General features: G+C 41.2%; 21 protein-coding genes. 8 read left to right on the top strand and 13 right to left on the bottom strand.

Going from position 1 to position 23274, the window contains the following annotated elements; all coding sequences use genetic code 11:
• Positions 1 to 39 precede the first annotated feature (39 nt).
• From LEP1GSC192_RS11190 to LEP1GSC192_RS11170, 5 genes are all read right to left on the bottom strand, one after another.
• Entirely contained in the window at positions 40 to 1467 is a 1428-nt protein-coding gene (locus tag LEP1GSC192_RS11190; protein WP_020770053.1) for a UTP--glucose-1-phosphate uridylyltransferase, read from the bottom strand.
• Positions 1455 to 1862 (bottom strand): hypothetical protein, encoded by a 408-nt coding sequence (locus LEP1GSC192_RS11185; protein WP_036089815.1) that lies wholly within the window; start codon positions 1860 to 1862, stop codon positions 1455 to 1457. The genes LEP1GSC192_RS11190 and LEP1GSC192_RS11185 overlap by 13 nt, the downstream gene beginning before the upstream one ends.
• Before the next feature lie 111 nt (positions 1863 to 1973).
• On the bottom strand, positions 1974 to 2519 hold the full coding sequence (locus LEP1GSC192_RS11180) for a CsgG/HfaB family protein (protein ID WP_020770125.1): 546 nt from the start codon (positions 2517 to 2519) through the stop codon (positions 1974 to 1976).
• A 13-nt stretch (positions 2520 to 2532) separates the two neighbouring features.
• Positions 2533 to 4674 (bottom strand): 7TM diverse intracellular signaling domain-containing protein, encoded by a 2142-nt coding sequence (locus LEP1GSC192_RS11175; RefSeq protein ID WP_020770083.1) that lies wholly within the window; start codon positions 4672 to 4674, stop codon positions 2533 to 2535.
• 23 nt (positions 4675 to 4697) lie between these two features.
• Positions 4698 to 5894 (bottom strand): TraB/GumN family protein, encoded by a 1197-nt coding sequence (locus tag LEP1GSC192_RS11170; protein ID WP_020770021.1) that lies wholly within the window; start codon positions 5892 to 5894, stop codon positions 4698 to 4700.
• A 212-nt stretch (positions 5895 to 6106) separates the two neighbouring features.
• Here LEP1GSC192_RS11170 and LEP1GSC192_RS11165 point away from each other — a divergent pair, with 212 nt between their 5' ends.
• The 4 genes from LEP1GSC192_RS11165 to LEP1GSC192_RS11150 all read left to right on the top strand — a co-directional run bounded on the left by LEP1GSC192_RS11165 (position 6107) and on the right by LEP1GSC192_RS11150 (position 9224).
• Entirely contained in the window at positions 6107 to 6613 is a 507-nt protein-coding gene (locus LEP1GSC192_RS11165; protein ID WP_020770114.1) for a chemotaxis protein CheD, read from the top strand.
• 4 nt (positions 6614 to 6617) lie between these two features.
• The gene (locus tag LEP1GSC192_RS11160; protein WP_020770049.1) at positions 6618 to 7469 is read left to right on the top strand and encodes an HDOD domain-containing protein; all 852 of its coding nucleotides are present in this window, start codon (positions 6618 to 6620) and stop codon (positions 7467 to 7469) included.
• A complete protein-coding gene (locus LEP1GSC192_RS11155; protein WP_020769922.1) occupies positions 7466 to 8005 on the top strand; it encodes a shikimate kinase in 540 nt (179 codons plus the stop codon). Before LEP1GSC192_RS11160 ends, LEP1GSC192_RS11155 begins: the two co-directional genes overlap by 4 nt.
• A 325-nt stretch (positions 8006 to 8330) precedes the next feature.
• Complete coding sequence (locus LEP1GSC192_RS11150) at positions 8331 to 9224, top strand: tyrosine-type recombinase/integrase (RefSeq protein WP_020769958.1); 894 nt, start codon at positions 8331 to 8333, stop codon at positions 9222 to 9224.
• Between the two features lie 3 nt (positions 9225 to 9227).
• Here LEP1GSC192_RS11150 and LEP1GSC192_RS11145 read toward each other — a convergent pair whose 3' ends face one another.
• The 7 genes from LEP1GSC192_RS11145 to LEP1GSC192_RS11115 form a co-directional block, all read right to left on the bottom strand.
• Entirely contained in the window at positions 9228 to 10640 is a 1413-nt protein-coding gene (locus LEP1GSC192_RS11145) for an MFS transporter (protein ID WP_020769942.1), read from the bottom strand.
• 45 nt (positions 10641 to 10685) lie between these two features.
• Positions 10686 to 11975 carry an alanine racemase gene (locus tag LEP1GSC192_RS11140; RefSeq protein ID WP_020770115.1) on the bottom strand — a complete coding sequence of 430 codons (1290 nt, stop codon included), beginning with the start codon at positions 11973 to 11975 and terminating at the stop codon, positions 10686 to 10688.
• A 46-nt stretch (positions 11976 to 12021) separates the two neighbouring features.
• The gene (locus LEP1GSC192_RS11135) at positions 12022 to 12642 is read right to left on the bottom strand and encodes a trimeric intracellular cation channel family protein (RefSeq protein WP_020770043.1); all 621 of its coding nucleotides are present in this window, start codon (positions 12640 to 12642) and stop codon (positions 12022 to 12024) included.
• 1 nt (position 12643) lies between these two features.
• A complete protein-coding gene (locus LEP1GSC192_RS11130; RefSeq protein WP_020770051.1) occupies positions 12644 to 13450 on the bottom strand; it encodes an SDR family oxidoreductase in 807 nt (268 codons plus the stop codon).
• Between the two features lie 9 nt (positions 13451 to 13459).
• Entirely contained in the window at positions 13460 to 14566 is a 1107-nt protein-coding gene (locus tag LEP1GSC192_RS11125; protein WP_020770117.1) for a hypothetical protein, read from the bottom strand.
• A 163-nt stretch (positions 14567 to 14729) separates the two neighbouring features.
• The gene (locus tag LEP1GSC192_RS11120; protein WP_020770170.1) at positions 14730 to 15098 is read right to left on the bottom strand and encodes a hypothetical protein; all 369 of its coding nucleotides are present in this window, start codon (positions 15096 to 15098) and stop codon (positions 14730 to 14732) included.
• 52 nt (positions 15099 to 15150) lie between these two features.
• A complete protein-coding gene (locus LEP1GSC192_RS11115; protein WP_020769984.1) occupies positions 15151 to 17415 on the bottom strand; it encodes an adenylate/guanylate cyclase domain-containing protein in 2265 nt (754 codons plus the stop codon).
• A 128-nt stretch (positions 17416 to 17543) separates the two neighbouring features.
• Here LEP1GSC192_RS11115 and LEP1GSC192_RS11110 point away from each other — a divergent pair, with 128 nt between their 5' ends.
• Positions 17544 to 18023 carry a peroxiredoxin gene (locus LEP1GSC192_RS11110; RefSeq protein WP_020770082.1) on the top strand — a complete coding sequence of 160 codons (480 nt, stop codon included), beginning with the start codon at positions 17544 to 17546 and terminating at the stop codon, positions 18021 to 18023.
• Between the two features lie 3 nt (positions 18024 to 18026).
• Complete coding sequence (locus LEP1GSC192_RS11105) at positions 18027 to 19793, top strand: M61 family metallopeptidase (protein WP_020770134.1); 1767 nt, start codon at positions 18027 to 18029, stop codon at positions 19791 to 19793.
• Here LEP1GSC192_RS11105 and LEP1GSC192_RS11100 read toward each other — a convergent pair.
• The gene (locus LEP1GSC192_RS11100; protein ID WP_020769978.1) at positions 19780 to 20496 is read right to left on the bottom strand and encodes an SDR family NAD(P)-dependent oxidoreductase; all 717 of its coding nucleotides are present in this window, start codon (positions 20494 to 20496) and stop codon (positions 19780 to 19782) included. The genes LEP1GSC192_RS11105 and LEP1GSC192_RS11100 overlap by 14 nt on opposite strands.
• A 43-nt stretch (positions 20497 to 20539) precedes the next feature.
• On the opposite strand from LEP1GSC192_RS11100, the gene argB reads away from it, so the two are divergent.
• Positions 20540 to 21412 carry an acetylglutamate kinase gene (gene argB, locus LEP1GSC192_RS11095; RefSeq protein WP_020769970.1) on the top strand — a complete coding sequence of 291 codons (873 nt, stop codon included), beginning with the start codon at positions 20540 to 20542 and terminating at the stop codon, positions 21410 to 21412.
• Positions 21413 to 21510: 98 nt separating this feature from the next.
• Positions 21511 to 23259, top strand: a complete 1749-nt coding sequence (locus LEP1GSC192_RS11090; RefSeq protein WP_020769983.1) for a GAF domain-containing SpoIIE family protein phosphatase — start codon at positions 21511 to 21513, stop codon at positions 23257 to 23259.
• The last annotated feature ends 15 nt before the right edge of the window (positions 23260 to 23274 follow it).

Raw genomic sequence — 23274 nt, 5'->3', positions numbered from 1 at the left:
CTCGCAAGCCCGTGGACTGGATTTTAAACGACTGTTGTTTTATGTAAAGCGGAAACGTAAACTATCGTTCGAGATTCGATCCACACCTAGCTCGGACAATTTTTTTTGTCCTGGTCCGGGGTTTATTAATGTAACATCTCCTTCTAGAATTACTTTCTTATCAAACAAAATATCCCCTTCCACTTTCAAGGAGGTGCAGCGCACTAAAGAAGGAATGGCTTGCATTCGATCGGTAAAATCTCTCACTTTCTTATAATACGTTTCATCCAAGGAGATGACCAACTCTCCTAAACCGGCCTTCTTTCTTTCTTCCGACATAGTAACTGAGTAATCAGGATTTAAAGAATAGGCATCAGAACGTCTGACTAGATAATCCTCACATTTTTTCACGGGAGCAAAACGGTCCCTGGGAATGATAAGACCCTTTGTGTTGGAAAAATTTTGGATGGCGGATCCCATCGCAGTCTCCAGCTGTAGGACCTCCCTCCCTTCTACCTTTTTAGGATTCACGATCAATGATAGTTTGAAGGATCCTTCGAGTAATTTTTCTTTCAATACATCCAATCGGATCCATAAATTATTAGTGGAGAATGTTCTAAATTTTCCCAAACCCTCGAACTCATGCATATAATCGGAGGGCACCTGAGCAGTTTCCAATAATTGTAAGTTCTTTTTTTCTCCGCCGACTACCCTTCTGAAAATCGCTCCCCCTTTTTTATCTGCGAGAGTTTTAGGAGTCATTTCCATACAGAAATCCAGATTTTCTTTCAGAATGTATTCTAGTATTCCAGGATGAACGGTTGCGCCTAAATTATCCCCGTTAGAAACGAATGCCACTCTGTAACCATTTTCTAAAAGTCGATCCAATAATCCTGTTTCTAATAGTGTGAACCAGATATCTCCGTGGCCCGGAGGACACCATTCTTCGGAATTTTTGGAAATTTCCAAAGGTTTCAGTTCCGGGACGACTAATCTAGGCACCTTATGTTGTAAGAAGCTCGTCGGATAGTTTTGGGAGAATTTGATCTTTTTAAGTTCTTCCTGGCTTTCTTTCTGGGTGCTGAAACTATCCATCAGGATCAGAGGGATTTCGAGATTGTATTTTTGTCGGATGTACTCGATTTGTTTGCAGACAACTTCCAAGAAGCTCATCCCATCCTTGATCTCTATCAAGGATTTTGGTCCGGAAAGCCCCATGCTAGTTCCAAGACCTCCGTTCAATTTGATGACCACTAATTCTTTTAAAAATTTAGGATCTCCTGAATATTCGGATTCGATCTTCTCTAAGGAGATCTCGTCTTTGTTCGGGTCCAGGTCCCCTACTTCTTCCCATTTTACGATCCCGGTTTCTCCATTTCTGACTTCTTGGATCTTGGCTATAAAATCGGAAATGAACTCTTCGGAGAGTCCCTCTCTCAACATTTTTTCCCTAACTAATTTTTCGGATTCTGCAATCATCGGATCCATTTTATAATTCCTTTCGCATCGTACATCTCGTCGAACTCACCCAATTCAATCGTATATTTTTCTTCCTCGGAAGAAGGATCGTAAATCAGTTTTAATTTTATTTCTCTTCCGCTATCGTCTTTTCTTACCGGCTTCTCGTTCTGTTCCATATACAAAGGAAGGAACACGGAATAAGAATATATATATACAGATTTTTTGGAGTTTTTCCTATAATACAAAACGCCTTTTCCCGCAAGGTCCCTTTTTAAAATTTTCGTATAAGGGACGGGAAATGTTCTATTCCAAACGGCAAGAAGTGTCTTGTCCATCTCGGAATATTTAGGCACCGCCGAAGACAAATTGGTTACGGAAAAAAGAAAAATACAAAGTGCCGGGAGACTAAAGACAACTTTCATAAACTTACAGACAGATTAAGAATCAGGAAGTATTCTTCAAGTATTTACTTAAAAAAGAAAGGACCGCTAGCTATAACATTCTCCGCTACTTTTATAAGAAGAACCCCGGACCTATTTAACGGATTCCTTATATTTAGAATAGGTCTCGTTATCCGAATCGAACACTATATCCGCAGTCGCACATATCACGCCACCCAAGGAGACAATTCTGATATTCAGTAAAAATTCCTGGTCACGAAAAACAAGCTGCCCTAAGGCAAGATATTCCGCTCCCGAAAGTTTCCCGATAGATACGATTTGATCATTGAGAACGAGACCGCTTGCCTGAAAATCCTGTTCTCCAATGACTCGGTTTAATCTATCTCTTTCCAATAATAGGAATGTTTTAGGATCGAATAATTCTTTTCCGAGTCTATCCGTGACGAGTTTCCCTAATTGGGAATTGGTTCCGTCTTCGTTTACTATATGCAAGATAGCAAGCCTTGCCGGAAGTTTGCCTCCTTGCGCTTTGAGAGAAGTCAAAAATTGGTATCTGAGCTCTGAAGCGATACTTGCCACTCCCGCATTCGGATCCTTCGCCTTCTTTTTAACTTCACCGGACGAAACACAAGAACCTAAAATGAATATAGATGCCAATAGGAAGATCCGAATTTTCATTTTCCCGCCTAAATTAAAAATATTTAACTAATGTGACTTGGTTTCCGGTGCTATTAAATTTCACCAGATCGAATGTGGCTAAAGTAAGTGTGAGTCCTCGCCCATGAGTGATCCCTTCGGAGTTCAATTTTTCCATACTACTTTTCTGGAGCCTAGCATGGTTAAATCCTTTTCCCTCGTCGGTGATCCGTACACCGATCCTATCTCTGGAAAGTGAATATTCCACTTTTACTTTTTTGGACTTATAATAAGGGTCCTTCTGCCTTTCCTGAACGAACCTGAAATAATTTCCTTCCGACATTGCCCTGGTTTTTTCCTCAAAGCTGATGTTTAGATTTCCATGTTCTATCGCATTGATGATCATTTCCCTCAGGCAATTTCTCATCGCAGTAATCGTGCCCGGATCCACGAATCTATACAAGTTTGTCGTCATTCTTTGGCTTAAGAGTTCCGCATTTTGCAGATAATTATTCGCAGAGTAAACAGTCTTCTCGTCGTCCACGTACCTAGACATCAAGTCTTGGTCCGGTTCGTAGGCTCTTCCTAAAATTTCCCTTTGGCCCTCGTATTCCAAGATTTGGAATTGGACCTGTAACTCTTTCGGTTCTCGTAAATATTTCTGTAGGAATTCCCCTAAAAATCTGACAGGTTTTCCTTCGGAAGCGAGTTCTTCTAGTTTTTCTAATACGTATAATTTTTTATAGGCATCCTGTAATTCTCCCGCCTTATAGATCAGCTCCATAAAGTTTTTGCCGATCACTTCCTGAGGTTTGAATCCTATATGTTTAGATACGGATTTATTTGCGGCTAGAATATTCCAGTTTTGGTCTAAAGAGAATAAAAAGTCCTCTTCGACTTCGAATAAACTTCTGTATTTTGCTTCAGACTCTTCCGCATAGTTACGGATCTTTCCCAATTCTTCCACTCTTTGTTTCAGTTGATCGGACAATCCCTTGATCCTATCCGCTAATCCCAAGGACAAAAGAGTCACTTCCATCACGGAGCCGACCTGTATCCCCCATAAAGTGAAAAAGTTATTCGGTAAAATCCCGAAAGATTTTAACCCGAATAAAAAACTAAAAAATAGGAAAGAAGACCAGGCATATAGGAAATATTTCGCCTCTCTTCTTCCTGCGACTAAACATTGTATCCCGTTGGAGATCAAAAATCCTAATGTAAAGAACATTAGTACTAAGCTGCTCATAATCGCAGTCCTGTATTCCCAAATGAATAAAGTGGAAACCATCCCGCCGAAACTAAGTGCAAAAAGTAAATAATACAGTTTAGAAGTTTTAGGAGTGTATTCAGGAGCATTCAAGAAGGATCTGCTAAATGCACCTGCAGTTAAGATCACTGTAAAAATGGAAAACGGTAGGCTGTAATTTGCCCATAGAACGGAACTTCTCCATAAATATTGGAAAGAAAGACCGTTTAACGTAAACTGGAAGAGTACATAAGTTAATATATAAATAACGTAATATAAATAACTTCTATCTTTGGTGGAAAATAGCAAAAATAGATTGTATACCACCATGATCATCATAGAGCCGTAATACAAGCCGAGCGCAAGTTGTTCCGTAAAACTATGTTCTATAAATTCATTTTTGGAAAACGCCAGAAAAGGTAGTAGAATCGAACTGGAACTTGCTATCCGAAAATAGATCTCTCTTTTAGAACCCGGCTCATCCGAAAAAGGATAGGCGAAATTCCGATGTTCGATCGGTCGAGTGCCGAATTCCCTAAGATCTCCCGAATGATTGACCGCAGAATCGGAAACTCTTCCCACAAACAGATCCACGTAATCTAACAGCGCATAATCTATCTCTAAGATCCAATCTAAAGGCTTGTTAGTCTGGTTTTCCGTTTTGAGACGCACCCAAATCGCAGATTTAGAATATCCTAAACTATTTTGTGTGACCTTTTCCGACCCACCTTGGTCGAAAATTTTTAACACTTCTTTGAAGGACTTTTTACCTGTTGTATCTTGGTAAACGGAAAGATAAGGAAGAAGAGAAACGCCGTCCATCCTCTCTTCCAAGTAGAAGCGGTCTTTTTTTTCGTAGACCGGACCTTCTCCCCAAATCGGAAAAGAGAAGAAGATCGCCAAAAGAAAACTTGATAGGATTAAAGATCGATTCCTGATTTCCTTTCGCATGGGCTACAAATCGTATGTAAGATCTAAAAAAAAGCGCCTAAAAATTTTAGTATTTTATCAAAAATCTGTTTGGACACTATGAACGTCCCTATGCTACTTCCGATCTGAGGGAGCATAAATACTAGAAAGATACGAGTCACCTTATTCTTCCAATATCCGCTGAAAGTTTCGGTGTCTTCTCCCAATCTTTCGAAATCCTCGACCAACGGTTTTCTAAACCATGACTCGGACAATGCAGCAACCCAACCCGGTTTGATGATCGGATTGAAGTTCCCGATAGGAGCCGCGATAAATGCAAGAAGAATGGAGACTGGATGTGCAAGTGCGATGATTGCACCGATTGCAGCAAGTGATCCTTTGACTAAGATCCATCTTATTAAAAATTCCTGACCTTCTTCTTTTCCACCGAACCAATAGAGCGCAGTAAAAGCAGAGATGATAATAGCGGGAAATAATAAAGGACGGACTCTGTCCCAAAAACCTTTAGTCGGCTGGATATCCAAATGATCGATATCCTTATCTTCTAAGATATGTTTTACGATACCTTCTAAATGTCCGGCGCCGACTACCGCAAAAATTTTCTTACCTACCGCGGCTTGTTGTCTGATCCTTTGTGCCAAATATGCGTCTCTTTCGTCTATGATCACATTTTTGACGGAGTGGTATCTGGAAGGAAGTTGAGAAAATAGATCCTTGAGAACATCGTCCGATTTCATCTCTTCTATTTTTTCGGGAGAGACCTCTTCTTTAACGATAAGAGAGCTCACCAAAGCGGAAAATAACATCATTCTACTCCAGAATCCCACATTCCACCAGGCCCTCTTAAGAGTGATGGAAATCTCTCGATCTACCGGTACGATCTTAGCATGGATCTTATTTCCTTCTTCGATCGCTTTTCTCATTTCGTCCCCGGGACGAATATTTCCGTAACCTAGTTTTTTCTGGAAAGAAGAAAGGATGAGACTGGAAAGAAGAAGCCACATCTTTCTTTCCTTGAATACTTTGAAAATATCCAATTTTTTCCAGTGATCCTGGTCCTGAACGGACCTCATTCTGGATGCACAAAGTTCCACGCAGACGGTGTCCGGTTTTTCTTCTTGGATGATCCTGGAAACTTCATCTATACTTTTTTGGCTAATATGGGCTGTTCCCAAAATAGTGATCTGGGAACCGTTTAATTCCAAGGTGCGGATCGGTTCTGAGGAGGCGATTGTTTGCAAGAGGTATGATTTCCTTTCTGTACATACAGTTTCCTTTACGCAAGGAGGATATGAAACTCTATTTTTCCGAAAAGAGGGGGAATTCCCACAGGATTTTTGGAAGGTTCAATCGTCACATAATTCGATTCCGTCCCCGTCAAATTTCTAGGAAAAATGATTTGAAGGAACTAGGATGATCCTAAAATACTACCCGGTTATTACTGATAGAAAGTATGCTAAATAAAGACGTAAAAATTATAAACGTCGGGATCGCGGATATCCAAGGAGGCCAATCCCCTTCCGTGATCCGCACCACATTAGGTTCCTGTATCGGAGTGGTTTTTTACTCTCCGGAGAAAAAGGTAGGCGCTATGGCCCATATCATGCTGGCCAAAGACCCTTCCGGAAAAGATTCCTCCAAAAATCCCCATAAATACGCCGAAACCGCTCTTCCGGAATTGGTAAAAAGAATGACTGAGTTAGGCTGTAATAAGGGCGAATATTTCGCTCGTCTATTCGGCGGAGCTTCCATGTTCAAAGGAATGAACTCAAGCTTCCTACAGAACATTGGGGATCTAAACGTAAGCGTCGCAAAAGAATTTTTAGATAAAGAAAAAATAACGTTACTAGTAGAAGATGTCGGAGGCCATGAAGGTCGAACGATCAGTCTCTATTTGGATGATGGCAGGATCCTTTTAAAGAAGGGCGGATTCGAAAAGTACCTTTATAAGGTCAGGTAGCGGAATGAAAGAAAAGATAGATCAACTTTTTGAAAACGAGGCCCAGCTCCCTAAGATCTCCTCCGTAGTAAGTAAAGTTATGGAGATGGTGGGAAATCCGGATGTTGTCATTGCAGACCTAGCCAAGGAAATTTCCAAAGATCCCGGACTTACCGCTGCAGTGATCAAACTTTCCAATTCCGCATACTTTCGTCCCGCTAAACCTGTAAAAACGGTACAAGAGTCCCTAATGACACTTGGGACCAAAACTGTAAAAGAGATTATTCTACTGAACGAGACCAAAGGTATTCTTAAAAAAGAACTGAAAGGTTACCAAGTAGATGGAGAAGCGAACTGGCTCCATTCTCTGATCGTAGCGGAACTTGCTAAAAGAATCGCAGTCCAGAAAAAACTAAAAGTGGATAAGGACGTTGTATTTACCGCCGGGCTTCTTCATAATATAGGGAAAGTTATACTCGCCGATTTTTTTCCAACTGTGCTTATGCAATTCAGAACGGAATTACAAAATTATGAAGGACCCTATACCGATCTGGAAGCTAAGTTTTTCGGATACACCCACCAAGAGACAGGTGCAAAACTTCTGGAAAAATGGAACTTCCCTCAGGAATTGATAGAAGTAGCTAGATATTATACTGAACCTGAAAAGGCGACACAGTTCCCTGAACTAGTTTCCATTATACATATCGCGAATTGTATCGTGATCCTAGGTGGAATGGGAATTGACATAGGCGGTTTGAAAATTCCACTCTCTTCTAAAGCCTTACAAGTCGTAGGTGTTACAGAGGGAGATCTGCAAATGTACTACACTCTTTTACCGGAGATGGCAAAACATATCGAAGAGTTGATCTCGGTTTGAAAAACATCGCCCTGATCGGCCCTAGAGGTGTCGGAAAATCCAAAATCTCCCGTAAACTTTCCAAACTCACAGGCAAACCGGTCATCTCCACAGACATGATAGCTGTTTACCTAACAGGCGGTGTATCCATTCCGGATTTCGTAAAATCACATTCCGGAAATTGGAAACCTTTCCGTGACCTAGAATTCCAGATCCTAAAACAAGTATCAGGATCGCAAAATCTGATCTTGGATTGTGGAGGTGGGATCTTATTCGACCAAGACGATTCCGGCAAAGAGATTGTAAGCGAAAGAAAGACCAATCTTCTAAAAGAAACCGCATTTGTGATCTCTCTATCCCGAAAATCCGAGTACTTAGTGGAGAAAATCCAGAACGATCCTACCCGTCCTCCTTTAAGTTCCGTTCTATCTTATAAAACGATTTTAGAATCCAGACTACCACAATATAGAGCTCATTCGGATATCCAGATTGCCTTAGATGACCGCAGCACGGAAGAAGTTTGCGAAGAAATCCTACGCAGATCCGGATGGACTTAGTACAAAAAGGGCGATCTGCCCTTTCCTTAAACGTCCAAATTTATAAGATACGATCAAAATCATAAGAGCCTGTCCCCAAAGTGTCGAGGCTCTTGAAGCCTGCGGCTTGGAAATGGATCGATAGCCTTTAGTTTTGAAGCGGACTATAAATATCTTTACGACTTTCTAATGGAATTAGAATCTTCGTTATAGCCGGGACGAAAAAAATCCTTCTAAAAGACGAATGCCCGGGTTGTTGGAATTCCAACAACCCGGGGAATTGGACTCTTAGAACGTCCGGATACAAAAAATATAAAAATGATACAGTTAGCACTAGAGGTCCGAGATGATAGAAACGGAGGTCCCGAAGAAGAATAAATCTTCCTTCGAGAAACTAGTAAAGGTAATTCGGCAAAGAAATTATAAGAAGGCAACCGAATACACTTACCTAAGATATAATTTAGACTTTCTTTTGTTTGCGGATAAACCCGCTGAAAAAGTAGTCACAAAGGATATCGAAAAGTACATAGAATATTTAAGGAAGAAGAAGGTTTCCTCTTCCACTATTCAGATCAATATCAGTTCTTTAAAAATGTTTTTTGAAGAAGTTCTGGATATGAACGTATTCGAAGATTTCAGAAGACCTGCGAGAGAGTATAAAACTCCCAAGGTCCTAAACCAAAAAGAGATCACGCTTCTTTTAGAAACGGCATCGGAGTCTCCTAGATCACATCTTCTCTGCGCATTAGCCTATTTTGGAGGCTTACGAGTGGGAGAGATTATTCGTTTAAAATGGGGGCAATTCGATCTTTCTAAAAAGACGATCAAAGTAGATTCTCCTATCCCTACTCAAAACAGAACGGTTGTAATGGACGGAGAATTACAAAAGATCTTGAAAAAATTCGAAAAGGAAGTTGGGACAGAAAAAAGTTCTTATTTATTCCCTGGAAAATACCAAGGTACACATTTGACGTCCAGGAACGTAGAACGTTTAGTAGGCGATCTGGCAAAGTCCGCCGGGATCAAAAATCAAGTTACCTTATTCACTCTCAGGCATAGCAGGGCCATCCACCAATTGGCGGAAGGGAAAAGTTTAGAGGATATCAGAGAGTTTTTAGGTCATAAAAGTCTTGCAACTACGGAAAGTTATCTTCCTATCCGCAAGAACTTAAGACCTCAGGTGAGACAAAAACATATCCAAGACGCTCTAAAAGAAATTAAGAAGAAATACAGATACTGACACCTATCCGGCCGGAGCGCCGGAACTTCTTCTTTTTTGAATATTCTTTTTTCTTGATAAAAGTTCCTGGATCTTTGCATGTACTTCGCTAGTCAGGCCCATTTTAGTAAAGATCAAAGATGCCAAAACGAACAGACCTCCCACCACAGGCCCGAATAGGACCGTAATTCTCCAACCTAATTCGGAGTTCTGTGTTTGCGCTCCTGCTTGGTATCCAATCGCTTCCAAGAGAAATCCTAAAAATGCAAACCCTAGGGCTCTGATGACCTTCGTCGCCATCTTCCAAAATCCGAAATAGGCCCCCTCTCTTTTTTCTCCCGTTAGAAGTTCGTCATAATCGACTACATCCGCCACCAAAGAATCGAAAAGAAGAATGGACCCTGCAAATAGCCCGCCAAAAAACGCAGCAATCAAAGGAGCCTCATAAGATCCCTGAGGCAAGATAGGGTACAAGACGATTGTCAAAATGCCTAGAAAAAAACTCCCCCAGAACGCAGGTCTTTTTTTACCGAATTTTTTTGCTAAGTATACCCAAAGAGGAATTGAGATCGTAAGAAAAAATACAAAAGGAAGAAGGATACGTATCACCACCTGAGAGTCCTCGAGCAGCAATCTTTCCTTATAATACAAAAGTCCCAAGGAAGAATTTAAAGTCCTGGCAGCCGTCGCCACGATAAACGCCAAAAGAAGAGGTAAAAAATAACGATTTTTTAATATAAAGACCGCCGATCGGAAGAAAGATAGAATATTTTCTCCGATGGAAATTTTCTGAGTAACGGTTCTTTGGTACGGAAAATCTCTCCCTTTGGTGAAAAAATAGGATAAATAAGATACAAAACATAATAACACCCAGATAGTCGCAGAAGAATAACTTCTGGAACTAAATCCATTCTTTCCGTAAGCGACCCAAATTGCAGGAAGTAGCAATCCGGATAAAAGGCCTAGATTCGCAAAAAACAATCTCCAACCGAAGATCTGATTCCTTTCTCCGGGGGTAAAACTCATCTCTCCCCCTAAACTGATATGAGGGACTGCGATCATGGTCATGAACGTATTCGTAAAAAAGTAAACGATTACCAAATACAAAAACTTAAGACCTTGAGTTTCTAACTCGGGAGGAGTGAAAAGAAAGGTAGCGCCTAATCCGAGTAAAAATCCTCCTACTAGAATATAAGGACGTCGTCTTCCGTTTACAAAACCGGTTCGATCGGAGATATATCCCATAATAGGATCACTGATCGCATCCCATAAAATTGCGATAAGCATTGCCAAACCGAAAAGAGAAGGTTTTAATCCTACGGTGGAAACATAAAAATCCAGAAGATAGATCTGGGCCATAGTTTCCACCGCGGTAATACCTACTTCTGCGGAAGCATAACCTGCCATTCTAGAATGTGATAAGGTTTGATTTTTCATAAAATAGGGAGTTCTTCCTAGCGTTACTCTAAGAGTTCTTTTATCTCAATTGATAAAAGTTTTCCAAGTACCGATCAATTTACCGGAACGTAACAAATGGATCTCTCCCATTTCCGCCATTACCTTTTCACTTTGAGTAGGCCTAAAAAATACATGATCGTCGGGGTCTAAAGAAGTCGCCCGGGATCCGGTTAAAATACTTTGGTTGGTGCTTGAACCGAATAAGGAATTATCCTCGAGTCCTTTAGGAGATTCTTTTTTAGCGGAGAAGGCTCCTCCATAAATGAAGTAGGTCACTTCTTGGTTCGGATTCCAGATCGGGAATAGAAAAGACAAAGATTCTAAGAAAGGGATTTTGGTTCCTTCTAACTTTTTCAGAACCGGAGTTGCTATATACACGGCAGGGCTATGTTCTTCTAAACTTTCCACATCGAAATCGGTAGGTTTTACCAAAGCGGAACCTAAGGATACATCGTTGACTACTCCAGGATTTTTTTGGTAAAAGCGGTAGGTTTTACTCCCTCCCCCATTAAATACCAATTCTTTTCGGTACAAAGCCGGGAACTTTTCTTTTCCTAATTTTATAAAATCGGAATATATCTCTAAGGAATTTTTAAGGGACTTTTCCATAGCCGAGGTCTTATTTTCGAAGATGACCGGAACGGAAGCTACATGAGGTTCATAACCCATATAACCGGAAAGCTCTACGTTCTTAGGATTTTTTTGGAGGAGCTCTAACGCTGCAAAAGAATCTTCCGGTTTCGCAAATCCCCCTCTATGCAAACCTATATCGATCTCTAAACTAAGTTTTAAATTTAGATCCTTCTTCTTTGCAAAATCTAAATATTGTTCCACTCGATAGGAAGTATCCACCAGCCATTGTACATTTTGAAAATGTTCTTTTTTCGTTTTGGAATATATTTCCGCCAAAGCGGCGATCGGCATCGGTTTTCCCAAAAGAATATCAAATTTTTGGAATTCAGGATCATTTAATAACATGATGATATCGCCGGAATGGAAAACCATCAGTCGTTTGGAACCTGTGGCATTGACGATATATTTAAGTAGATCTATAGAAGGGAGAGATTTTACGACGATTCTGTAAGATAGAGGGGGTTTGATTTTTTCTTTCAGAAGTTTTAGATTGGAATCCAAACGATCCAAATCGAGTAATACGATCGGTTTTCCGGGTCCATTTTCTTTGAGCTCTGTGTTTAGGTCCTTAAAATAAGAAGTATAAGCGGCTCCGTTGTCTTTCGGTTTTATAAAAACGATCAGCAAAAGAATAACTGCAAATATCCAAAGTAGTCCTTGATTAGACCCTTTTCTATACATCCTAGATCCTCCTTTGAAAAACCAGGTTGGACTTTAAGATGTTAGACTAATCCGGCAAACGGAATTTAGGGAGAGAGAGATTAAATCGAACCGCAATCATTCGGATCAATATCACAAGTAAGGCGGAAACTGTAGTGTTTAAACTTCCGTTCACTTCATATCTATCTAATACGATATATAAGATTGCTCCTGCCAAACATGCAGTCGCATAAATTTCTTTTCGGAAGATCATGGGAACTTCGTTAATAAGAGTGTCTCGGATTACTCCTCCGAACACTGCGGATATCATTCCCAAGATGGCGGCGGCAAAAGGATTTACTCCGCTGAGTAAAGAGATCCTAGTTCCGATCACCGTGTAGATCCCGATCCCGACAGTATCGAAAAAGAAAATCCCGGTTTTCATCCGGATCAAAAATTTAGGAAATACGAACGTGATCGCAAAACCTGCAAATATCGCCCAAAGAACATTCGAATCGGAAACCCAAGAAACAGGATAATTTCCTAAAGTAATATCTCTTAGTGTCCCGCCGCCGATTGCAGTGATAAATCCCGTGAAAAATACGCTGAACGCATCCGCATGGTAGGTCCTTTTTTCCGCAGCGGCCAAGGCTCCGGACACCGCAAATACGGTGACCCCGGCCAAATTGAAAAAATAAAAAAGGTCCACATTAACCCTTTTTGTAGACCGTTTGTTTTTTCTTACCTTTATTCATGAGAGAAGGACTGAGTAACGCGTTCAAACCGGGTAGAAAACTTCCGACCTTCGCCAAAAATCCTCTGGAACCTGGGATCAAGACTTCCATAGGTTTATTAGGAATTACTTTATTAAAAATAATATCGGTTACTTCTTCCGTTTTGAGATATCTGTTTCCGGAAAATGTCATAGAAGCTTCTTCATAATCTTTTTGCAGATCAAGCATCGGTGTTTGGATCGCATCGGGACATACAACACTGACGAATACTTTTTTGGGTCTTAATTCTTGGGCTACCGCTAAGGAGAACCCTCTGACTGCAAACTTAGAAGTGGAATAAAGAGATATTCCTGGGATCGGGGCCACACCCGCTAAAGATGCAATATTTATAATATGCCCTCCGCCTTGTGCGATCATTCGGATAGAAGCTTCCCTAGTTCCGTACATCAGGCCTTTGGCGTTGATATCGATATGCCTGTCTATATCCTTAGGACTTACATTTTCTATATAACCGGGAAGAAGATATCCTGCCACATTCATTAAAATGTCGAGTTTTCCCCATTTTTTATAAGCAAGATCCATGACCTTCTTCCAATCGGAAGGAGAAGTCACATCCAATTTTGCGGTTAAAACCCTGTTCTTATCAAACTTTTGTTTAGACACGAAATCTTTTAGGGCCTTTTCGTTCAGATTTGTGATAAGGATATTATGACCTAAGGAATAGGCCTTCTCCGCAAGATTTTTTCCTAAACCGCCGTTTGCACCGGTGATGAGTATATTCATGTATATTTCCTAACGGATAACTATATTACCGAATTCTAATTGTCCGAATGAGAAGGTTGGACTAGTTCCGGGGAAAAGCCAGAAACCGCTCATTTCTGAAGAAGGCATAACATTATAAAATTCCGGATTTCGCAAAGAAGGACCCGCAATCTCTTTTTCCAGTACCATGGAGATATATTGATCAAGGCCTATCTCCAATGTGTTTCCATTTAAGATCACTTCCATGCCTGTGTTTTTTGCATATTTTCGCACGCCAGGGATCCTAGACTTAAGCGGGTTATAGTTGTCTGCGCTCACTCCATTTTCGCTCGTCACAAAAATTCCTTCCGGAGTATTTGCTACCAAACTATGATTTCCGTAGGTATGACCGGGGGTTCGGATCAAAGCCACTCCCCCACCTAATTCGGTATCAGTATCCAATAAAACAACCCGATCCATGGAAATACCGCCGGATCCATTCGGACAGTACCAATCGGATTGAGGAGGAAGCAGTCCTTGGATAGAATTCCATTCTTCTTTCATTACTAAAAGTTTTGCATTCGGGAAATATCCTCGCTGACCGTTCGCTCCTAACCATTTACGCAGATCCTGGGTATGTAAATGATCGAAAGAAATATAATCCACTTTCTCCGGAGGAAGTCCTACTTGTTTCAGACATTGTTCGACAGTATTCAAAGTAGGAGCCATGATCTTTCTACCAAGGTTCTGAAAAGGGCCGAAACTTTGGGAAAGTCTTTTGAAAAACGGAGTTTCTGCGTTCGCATCCACATCGGATGGAGAGAATAAAAGGGTCTTAATCCCCTCCGAAGTTTTGTATTGAATGATGAATAATCGATTGATGATATGCAAAAACGGCGTGGGTAAACTAAAAGCGTTCAACAAAGCATACTTAGTTGGATAAGGTACACGCACCAGATCAAAGGATTTGTAATATACGACTTGTGGTCCCGACAAAAACCTATCCCTAAACCTTCTGGCTCTTCTACGGACGTCTTCCAAACGATCCACAGGGGCCGGAAGATCACGAGAACCTAGAAAATCTTTGATAGGTTTGAGACTGGAGTCTTTTTTGGGGGACGGTTTTTTGACCGATTTGGAAACGTTTACCTTTGCCATAAGTTTATCCCTTCACACATTTTTATAGTCCGCCCCAAAACTTAGGTCATTGTTAAATATCCGGTCCCGGGCTCGAGGACCTGGGCCTTTTGGACCGGATCCTTATATTCCCATTCTTAAAAATTCAAACGGGAGTATCTTAAAAAACCTTCTTTAAAAAAATTTAAAATGGTTTGTATAATGCCAAATATGCGGAGAATGTACCAAGCACGGGTAGACCGAACCAAAGTATTTTTGCGAACTCAGGTTTTTTATAATACGCAGTCAATAATCCGCCGAAGAAAAGCCAAATCAGGGCCTTGGCGATAATCCAACCTTGAAAGCTTGTCAAAAGTCCTATTCTTTCCAGCATTCCAATACCTCCGATCAATATAAAGGTCATGCCTATTCCATGAGCGGAAGCGATCAGTTTTTTAGGAGCGTTCTCTTTTGTACCCCCACTTATTACGTGAAGTGCCAGACCACCGTACGCGGAGAATAAGAATAGAATACCGAGGATATGAATGAGCTTGTACACCGGATAAGAAATCATAGGTGCCTATTCTTAAAAGCCTCCGGTCCTATGGAAAGCGAAAAACGATCTTCTACTTTTCCAAAAGATGTTGTACCCCGACCCAATTCCCAACAGGCGGAGATTCTATATATTCTTGGCAACGTTTTCTGTATAGGATCGCGACTATATCTTCCGGATAAACTTTTAAGGCCTGTTCGAAATTTTGGAGAGCTTCCTTAAAATTTCCTACTTTATACAAAATAATTCCACGAGAAATCAGGGGCAAAGTTGCATCTTTTAGTTTTCGGATATGTGGATCGTCAGACTCGTAAATTTCGTAGATGATGATCGCTTGGCTTTTTCCTTTGACCACGACCGAATCAACTTCTCGGATCGCAAGATCGTCGGCAATAGTAAGACTAGATAATGTATTTTGAGTGATCAGTATATCCGCCTTATACAAATTCGTAAGACTTTCCAAACGAGATGCAACGTTCACAGTGTCGCCAATTACGGTTGTGTCCAGTCTATGAGAAGATCCTACAGTCCCAAGCATCAGATTTCCCGTATTAATACCGATCCCGATCCTTACACCCTTTACATGTCCGTGTAAACCTTTCACTTCTTCTTCCAGTTCTCGGACCCTTCTTCTCATATCAATTGCCGCAAGAACCGCTCGATCCGCAGCAGATTTTCCTTCCCAATTGTTCTCCGAATGAATCACTCTTTCCGCAGAAAACAAGGCGAGGATCGCATCTCCCATAAATTTATCCACGAAACCCTCGTATTTTTGGATCAGAGGTTCCATCTTAGCCAGATAGCCGTTGATAAATCGGAAGTTTTCTTCGGGAGTCATCTTCTCGGAGATGGTAGTAAAAGAACGAATGTCCGTGAATAGGACGCTCATCTCTCTTAATGCGGAATCGCCCAGATTCACATCCACCGCGGAATCTTTTCCCAGTACACTCAAAAATTGCATCGGAACAAAACGGAAGAATGCATTCTTCTGTCTGGCCAGTTCCAGTTTTTGATGACTAAGTTCTATGTTCAATTCTTCGGATTGTTTGTACAGATCGATAAATCTGTTTGCAAGAATGGTGGTTAAGGAAATCACAAAAAGAAGATATGCAAACTGCGTGAATCGTATTCCGGATTGGAAAAACATGGAGTCCAATACATCGTAACCCGAAATGAATACGATGATGAACATGCTGATCGCCATAAGGGATGCGTCTTTTTTTCTAAGGTAAACCGCTTTTCCCATGAAGTACAATAGATAAATGAGAGAAGGTAGTATGGAGATCTGCCAAGCTCTCAAACTGATCATTAAGTATTGGAATGGAGCTAAAAAAGAAAAGAAGAAGATAATAAAACTCCATCCTGTAATGCCAAGTATCGCCTTATTCGGTAAAGTGGACCCGTAAAAATAATCGTGAAGAAAAAGTAAAAATAAAGGTGCAAGCAAGGACACCGAACCATATTCAATTCTTGTAATCCAAGTACTGTCCTGAATAAAATCGAAAATGATAGTGGATCTACTCAAAGAGTATACAGCCATGGAAATGGAGAAGATCCCGAAGTATAAGTTATATTTATCCGTTCTTCGTTTGGAAAAAATGAGAAGGTGATAAAGCCCGAAAAATATGTAGATCGTATTTAAACTTAAATTGATTAAGATCCCGATTTTCTTGGAAAAATCGTATTCAACGCCTAAAGTATAATCCCCATCCAGATAAAATCCGAGGTCCACATTCGTCGGAGTGAAGATGGGGGAAAGTACAGGATACTCTTCCTCAGAAAGATGAACCGCCGGCGCATCTCCTAACATGTGGAATACGAGTCTATTTTCTCCGGCTTGTAATAGACTGGAATCCACCTGCACGTCCAGATCTCTGAGAGTTTTTCGGATTTGCATTTTTCCGTTCGAGTCCAAATGGATCTCTTTTTGTAGAAGGTTACCGTTCAGATAAATTTCCCAATTCTCTCCTATAAAATTTAAGTACAATCGGATCGGATTTAAGAACACTTTCGCCTTAGGATCGAAACTAAGATTGAATTTTGTCTGGATGGTGAATTCCTGAACCTTGTCGGAGACGGGAGTTTTATAAATTTGGTTCAGAACGATCGGGAATTTTTCTATTTTTACATATCCAGGTTCTGTGGATTCGAAACCGGATTTGAATGAAGGTTTAAATCCTTGTACGGATTCCCATTCCAATCTTTTAAGATCCAAGTCTTTCCACCCTAGGATGGGCTCTTCTTCCTGAGAACCTAGAGAGAAAAAAGAGAATAAGAAAAAAGAAATAAAGACTAGAGTTCTAAAAGGTAAAGTGGGAATTTTTTGATTTTGCAGCATGCGTTATTCGACAGCAGTAATTGGATGAGAAAAACCGAGAGATTTCAAGTTTTTTAGCGGATTTTTTCCTTTTCCCGAAAATGTTTTCGGCAGAAACTATCCGGAAGGGAAAATAGGAGGAAAACTTTATGTCTGACTCATGGGAAGGCAAAAAATTGCCGGAAGTAAGTTTATCCAGCTCTACCGGAAACACCGTACATCTACCTAAAGACTCAGCCGGTTCTTGGACCTTGTTGTATTTTTATCCGAAAGACGACACTCCAGGATGTACTAAACAAGCCTGCTCTTACCGAGACAATTTGGAAAAGTTCACCCAAGCAGGGGCAAAGGTCTATGGGATCAGTTCCGATTCTTTGGACAGTCATAAACAATTTATTGACAAGTTCAATCTAAGCTTCCCTCTTCTGTCCGATCCGAAACAAAGTTTGAGCGGTCCCTTAGGAGTTTATGGAGACCAAGAATGGCAAGGCAGAGTGTTCAAGGGACTTTCTAGAGACAGCTTTTTGGTGGGACCTGACGGGACCATTCGCAAAGTATGGAGAAAAGTGGATCCCACTAAAACGGTCGCCGAAACTTTAGAGGCGATCTTAAAAGAGGCCGGTGCCTAAGGCGTGATCGTAAAATATATATTAGATACATACCAACCGCTTCTACATTTATTAAAGGTGGAAATGGAAGTCCACCCGGACAAACAGGAAACATTTCTCTGTATTCCGAACTGGTCCCCGGGTTCTTACAAGATCCGAGATTATTCCAAATCCATCCACCAAGTCCAATTTACACAGTCCAAACCGGGCTGGAGCCTAGAGCAAACAGACTTGGATACATGGAAAGTTTCTTCCAAGGGAGAAACATTCAAAATTTCTTATCTAGTCTACGGATTCGAACACACGGTTCGAACCAATTATTTCACTAGCGATTTTATTTTAGTCCACCCTCCCGCAACATTCTTATACCCGAAAGATCGGATCGATCTGGAACCGGAGCTGAGTTGGAGAACCCTAACTCCTTTTCGCTTTTGTTATACGGGATTAAAGAAGAAGGAAGGTTCCAAACAAACCTGGAAGGCAAAGAACTTTGATGAATTTTTCGATTGTCCTATCCTTCTTACAAACGAAAAGCAGCTCAGTTTTAGCGTAGAAGGATGCGAATTCGATCTAGTCATTCTAGGAGATATTGAAACAAAGAATAAGAAGAAGATCTCCAAGGATCTGGCAACCATTGTGGAAACCCAGATCAAACTGTTGGGCGGAACGGAAAATCAATATTATCTATTCGTTTTGGATATGAGCGATAATCAGTATGGAGGATTGGAACATCTAAATAGTAGCATCAACCAATTCGATCCGAATGGATGGTCCAGCCCCGATAATTACAGAACACTTTTAGAACTTTTATCTCATGAATATTTCCATCACTGGAATGTAAAAAGAATTCGTCCGATCGCGCTCGGCCCTTTCGATTACCAAAAACCGAATTTAACAAAAGAATTATGGATCGCGGAAGGTATCACTAGCTTCTTCGACGCCTACTTTCTACTTCTTTGCGGATCTTATTCCCCCCAGCAGTATCTGAACAAACTTTGGAAGGACATACGGGAGTTGGAGGAGTCTTTGGGTGAATCCTGGATGAGTTTGGAAGATTCCAGTTTTACCGCTTGGACTAAATATTATAATCGTCCTTTCGATCCGAATTTTTCGAATACCGGGATCTCTTATTATACGAAAGGCGCTATTTTATCCTTAAGCATACATATTTATATCCTGAAAGAGACCAAGGGTAAAAAATCACTAGTCGATATCATGATTGCTTTGAATAAGCAGTTCCATCAGGAGAAAAAAAGAGGATTTACCAAGGCTGAATTTTTCCAAACGGCGAAGAAGGTCACAGGTCTGGATCTTAAACTGGAATTCGATCCTTATATCGTGGAACCGAAGCGTATTCCTGTTGAAAAATATTTACATCTGATCGGGGTGGAAAGGACCGCTTCCAAACCTAAAATCGAATCCGGATTTAGGGTAAAAGAAGAAAGAGGAAGAATGATCGTAAGTAAGATCCTTCTTTCCAAATCCGTAAAAGAAACGGATATCAATCTAGGCGACGAATGGATCGCTTTGGATGATAAAAGGATTCTCCCAGGCAATTGGACAGAATTATTAAATCAATACCAGCCTGGTAAAAAAGCGAACCTTCTTCTTTCCAGAAGAGGGAAAATCTTAAAAAGAAAGATCAAATTCGATTCTTCCCCATCTGCAAACGAACTATGGATCGATGAAAAAGTGGAGGACTCTACCAAGGAATTGAGAGAGATCTTTTTGAACTTGGGAAAAGATCCGGCGACTTCGAAACCTTCTCCCAAAAAAACTAGATCGAGGTAATCCCTCCGTCCACAGTCCAGTTCGCACCGTTGATATAACCGGACTCGGAAGAAATTAAAAAAGTCACCACTCTAGCGATCTCTTCCGGAGAAGCGATCTTCTTAACGGGGGTCATCTCTATTATTTTTTTGCGATGATCGTCCACTTGATCTTCTTGGATGCCCATCTTGGTTTCCATATAACCGGGACTTACTGCGTTAGACGTAATTCCTTTTTCTCCCCATTCCGCAGCGATCGATTTCATAAAACCTATCATACCATGTTTGGAAGAGGAGTAGGCAACGGACAAGGCGCTTCCTTGCACGGACAATGAAGATGCGATATAAACGAATCTTCCGAATCCTTGGGCGCTAAAAATTGGAAGTAACGATTTTGTAATTTGAAAAGCGGAGCGAAGGTTAATGGAAAAGATCCTGTCCCATTCTTCCAAAGAAACTTGGGTGATTTTATGATAAGGACCGCCGTAACCCGCACAATGTATAAACCCACGGATAGAAGAAGAAGGTTCGGACTGCAAATTTTTACAGGCATTCTCCAGTTCGTCCGAAGAAGTTAGGTCCATTTTTTGGAATGTTTCGTATGAATGGAGTTTGTCAGGAGAAATTAGATCCCAATTTAGGATCGAATATCCGGAACTTCCTAATTCGGAAACGAGAGCGCGACCCAGGCCCCCACTTCCTCCAGTGATTAAAATTGTAAACATTTCCGAATCGACGTACAAGTGGGGAACGATTTCTCTGTTTGGTATGGAACATTCCTTTGAGAGGGTCAACAATATTCTGGAGGCCCTTCCCTATATTACGAAATACTCCGGGAAAACCGTGGTCATCAAATATGGCGGGGCTGCAATGGCTAAGGCCGATTTAAAGGAATCTTTCGCAAAAGATATCGTTCTTCTAAAATATGTAGGCATCCATCCGGTCATCGTACACGGAGGTGGGCCTGAAATAAACAGACTCTTAGATAGTCTGAATATTCCGACCGAGTTCGTTCATGGACATCGGGTCACAAATGAAGAGACCATGGACGTGGTAGAAATGGTCCTCACCGGAAAAGTAAATAAACAGATCGTTTCCATGATCAATAAAGAAGGTGGGAATGCAGTAGGACTTTCCGGAAAAGACGGAAATCTGGCAGTCGCTTCCAAGACTAAGATCGAAGTGGATGTAGAAGGAAAAAAATCGGAACTCGTGGATGTGGGTCTTGTCGGTAAGATCGACAAAATAGATCCGACTGTCGTTTTATCTCTGCAAGAAAAAGGTTTTATCCCGGTCATTTCTCCTGTTGCCGAATCGGGATCAGGAGATTCCTTAAATATCAACGCGGATACTTTTGCGGGAGAATTGGCAGGAGCTCTGAAAGCGGAAAAACTGATCCTACTTACGGATACCAGCGGGATCCTGATCGACGGAAAACTAGTAACCGGTTTAAACCGTGCCTTAGTAAAAGATTATATTCGAAAAGGAGATATCACCGGAGGAATGATCCCCAAAGTGGAATGTTGTCTTTCTGCGATCGACCAAGGAGTGAGAAGGACTCATATTATTGACGGAAGAGTCCCCCATTCTATTCTGATCGAAATTTTTACCGATCAAGGGATCGGTTCCTTGATCGAATAAGATGGAAATTCCGAATCTCCTTGACAGGAGTTGGATTTGGGCTGGAATAAGCCCTCCAATCTGAAAATCTCTCAAAAAAAGAAGTATTCCCGGACCAAATGAGTTTCAAACAGCTCTCCTTAGCGCTTATTTCAGACATTACCGCCAGGATCAACTCCACGGATGATCTGGAAGAACTTTTAGGAATTATTATAGAGACCACAAAAGATGTACTCAATACGGAAGGATGTTCCCTTCTACTCTACGATCGGGAAGAAGATTGTCTCGTATTCCAAGTCGCCAAAGGGGATAAGGGAGAGTCCCTCACAGAATTAAAAGTCCCGAGAGGAAAAGGGATCGCCGGAATGGTTCTAGAAAGTTTAGAACCTGTCATCGTAAACGATGCGGCAAACGATCCTAGGATTTATAGGAATATAGACGACGCAGTCGGATTTACCACAAAAAACCTGATCTGCGTTCCGATGAAGGCCCAAGGAGAGATCCAGGGAGTACTGGAAGCGGTGAACTCTTTGGAAAGGCCCGAATTCACAATTAAGGATATTAAAATATTAGAATATCTTTCCGATCTTGCTGCGATCGCGATCCGTAACAGAAAATTGATCCGCGATCTAAAAGACCGCGCGAGAGAATTGGACTGTCTCTATCAGATCAGCCAGGCGATTTCTAATATCGGCGAGTTGGACCAATTCTTAAATCTGACAGTAAACTCCATCTCCGATGTTTTAGGTGCGGAAAGAGTTTCTTTAATCTTCCAAAATCCTAGAACAAAATCTTTCGAACTCTCAAAATCAATCGGTTTCAGCTTGGAAGAAGAATCCCATTTGGTGGATGAGTCCCGAGGGATCTTAAACGAAATTTTATCCCAGGGAAAAGCTCTTTTAGTACAAGGACAAACGGATATCAATCCGGACCTTCTTACCCCAAATCGTTATAAGACAAGATCCTTTGTTTCCGTTCCGATCCGCCAAGACGGTACCATCATAGGCGTTTTAAACGCTGCGGATAAGATCAGTGGGGATAGTTTCTCTCACCAGGATCTTTCCATTTTAAGCACGATCTCCAACCAGATCGCAGAAGCATATAATAGTCTTTTGGCAAAGAACCAAAAGGAGAAGTTAACCTCTATCCGAAGAGACATGCAGATCGCTTCTCAGATCCAGCTGAACTCATTGCCTAATATTCCTAAGAAGATGCATCTTTTGGAGATCGAAACTTCTTATACCGCATCTAAGGAGATCGGCGGAGATTTTTACGATCTAATCTACCATAATCCTGACGAAGTGAGTATCCTGATCGCGGACGTTTCCGGAAAAGGGATCGCCGCAGCATTGTTTATGGAATTTTCCAAAACGATTATCGCAGGTGAAGTGGCGCGTAACTCTTCCACAAGCATCAGCCTTATGGGGGCGAATCGGATCATCCAGGAGAAGTCCGGTTATTTTATGTTCGTTACGGTAATGCTCACTCGTATCAATATGCTCAAAAAAAGGATACGTTATTCTAGTGCGGGCCATAACGAGCAGCTATTATATAAAGCAAAAGAGAAGAAAGTATTACTTCTCTCCGGAAAAGGAATGCCTCTCGGCATCAAAGAGTCGGAGATAGAAGAACATGAAGTGGAATACCAACCGGGAGATCTTCTAGTTCTATATACCGACGGTGTGAGCGAGACCACTAACGAAGGCGGAGAAATGTATTCTCTGGAAAATCTTGCAAAACTGATAGAAAGAAACGGGGACATGCCTGTGGAAAATCTAAAAGAACTGATCCTGGATACTACCGATGCGTTCAGAGGAGAGGCGGATCCTCACGACGATTACACTTTAGTAATGGTCCGTCTGAATTAGGATTTCATAATATAA

It is taken from the genome of Leptospira sp. B5-022 (assembly GCF_000347035.1).
Lineage (GTDB): Bacteria > Spirochaetota > Leptospiria > Leptospirales > Leptospiraceae > Leptospira_B > Leptospira_B cinconiae.
The sequence above is the reverse complement of the archived record's forward strand: the minus strand, read 5'-3'. Positions and strand labels throughout refer to the sequence as shown.

Coding starts and splice junctions, on each gene's coding strand:
- LEP1GSC192_RS11190 (WP_020770053.1), bottom strand. CDS start 1,467: ATGGATCCGATGATTGCAGAATCCGAAAAATTAGTTAGGGAAAAAATG.
- LEP1GSC192_RS11185 (WP_036089815.1), bottom strand. CDS start 1,862: ATGAAAGTTGTCTTTAGTCTCCCGGCACTTTGTATTTTTCTTTTTTCC.
- LEP1GSC192_RS11180 (WP_020770125.1), bottom strand. CDS start 2,519: ATGAAAATTCGGATCTTCCTATTGGCATCTATATTCATTTTAGGTTCT.
- LEP1GSC192_RS11175 (WP_020770083.1), bottom strand. CDS start 4,674: ATGCGAAAGGAAATCAGGAATCGATCTTTAATCCTATCAAGTTTTCTT.
- LEP1GSC192_RS11165 (WP_020770114.1), top strand. CDS start 6,107: ATGCTAAATAAAGACGTAAAAATTATAAACGTCGGGATCGCGGATATC.
- LEP1GSC192_RS11160 (WP_020770049.1), top strand. CDS start 6,618: ATGAAAGAAAAGATAGATCAACTTTTTGAAAACGAGGCCCAGCTCCCT.
- LEP1GSC192_RS11150 (WP_020769958.1), top strand. CDS start 8,331: ATGATAGAAACGGAGGTCCCGAAGAAGAATAAATCTTCCTTCGAGAAA.
- LEP1GSC192_RS11145 (WP_020769942.1), bottom strand. CDS start 10,640: ATGAAAAATCAAACCTTATCACATTCTAGAATGGCAGGTTATGCTTCC.
- LEP1GSC192_RS11140 (WP_020770115.1), bottom strand. CDS start 11,975: ATGTATAGAAAAGGGTCTAATCAAGGACTACTTTGGATATTTGCAGTT.
- LEP1GSC192_RS11130 (WP_020770051.1), bottom strand. CDS start 13,450: ATGAATATACTCATCACCGGTGCAAACGGCGGTTTAGGAAAAAATCTT.
- LEP1GSC192_RS11125 (WP_020770117.1), bottom strand. CDS start 14,566: ATGGCAAAGGTAAACGTTTCCAAATCGGTCAAAAAACCGTCCCCCAAA.
- LEP1GSC192_RS11120 (WP_020770170.1), bottom strand. CDS start 15,098: ATGATTTCTTATCCGGTGTACAAGCTCATTCATATCCTCGGTATTCTA.
- LEP1GSC192_RS11115 (WP_020769984.1), bottom strand. CDS start 17,415: ATGCTGCAAAATCAAAAAATTCCCACTTTACCTTTTAGAACTCTAGTC.
- LEP1GSC192_RS11110 (WP_020770082.1), top strand. CDS start 17,544: ATGTCTGACTCATGGGAAGGCAAAAAATTGCCGGAAGTAAGTTTATCC.
- LEP1GSC192_RS11100 (WP_020769978.1), bottom strand. CDS start 20,496: ATGTTTACAATTTTAATCACTGGAGGAAGTGGGGGCCTGGGTCGCGCT.
- argB (WP_020769970.1), top strand. CDS start 20,540: ATGGAACATTCCTTTGAGAGGGTCAACAATATTCTGGAGGCCCTTCCC.
- LEP1GSC192_RS11090 (WP_020769983.1), top strand. CDS start 21,511: ATGAGTTTCAAACAGCTCTCCTTAGCGCTTATTTCAGACATTACCGCC.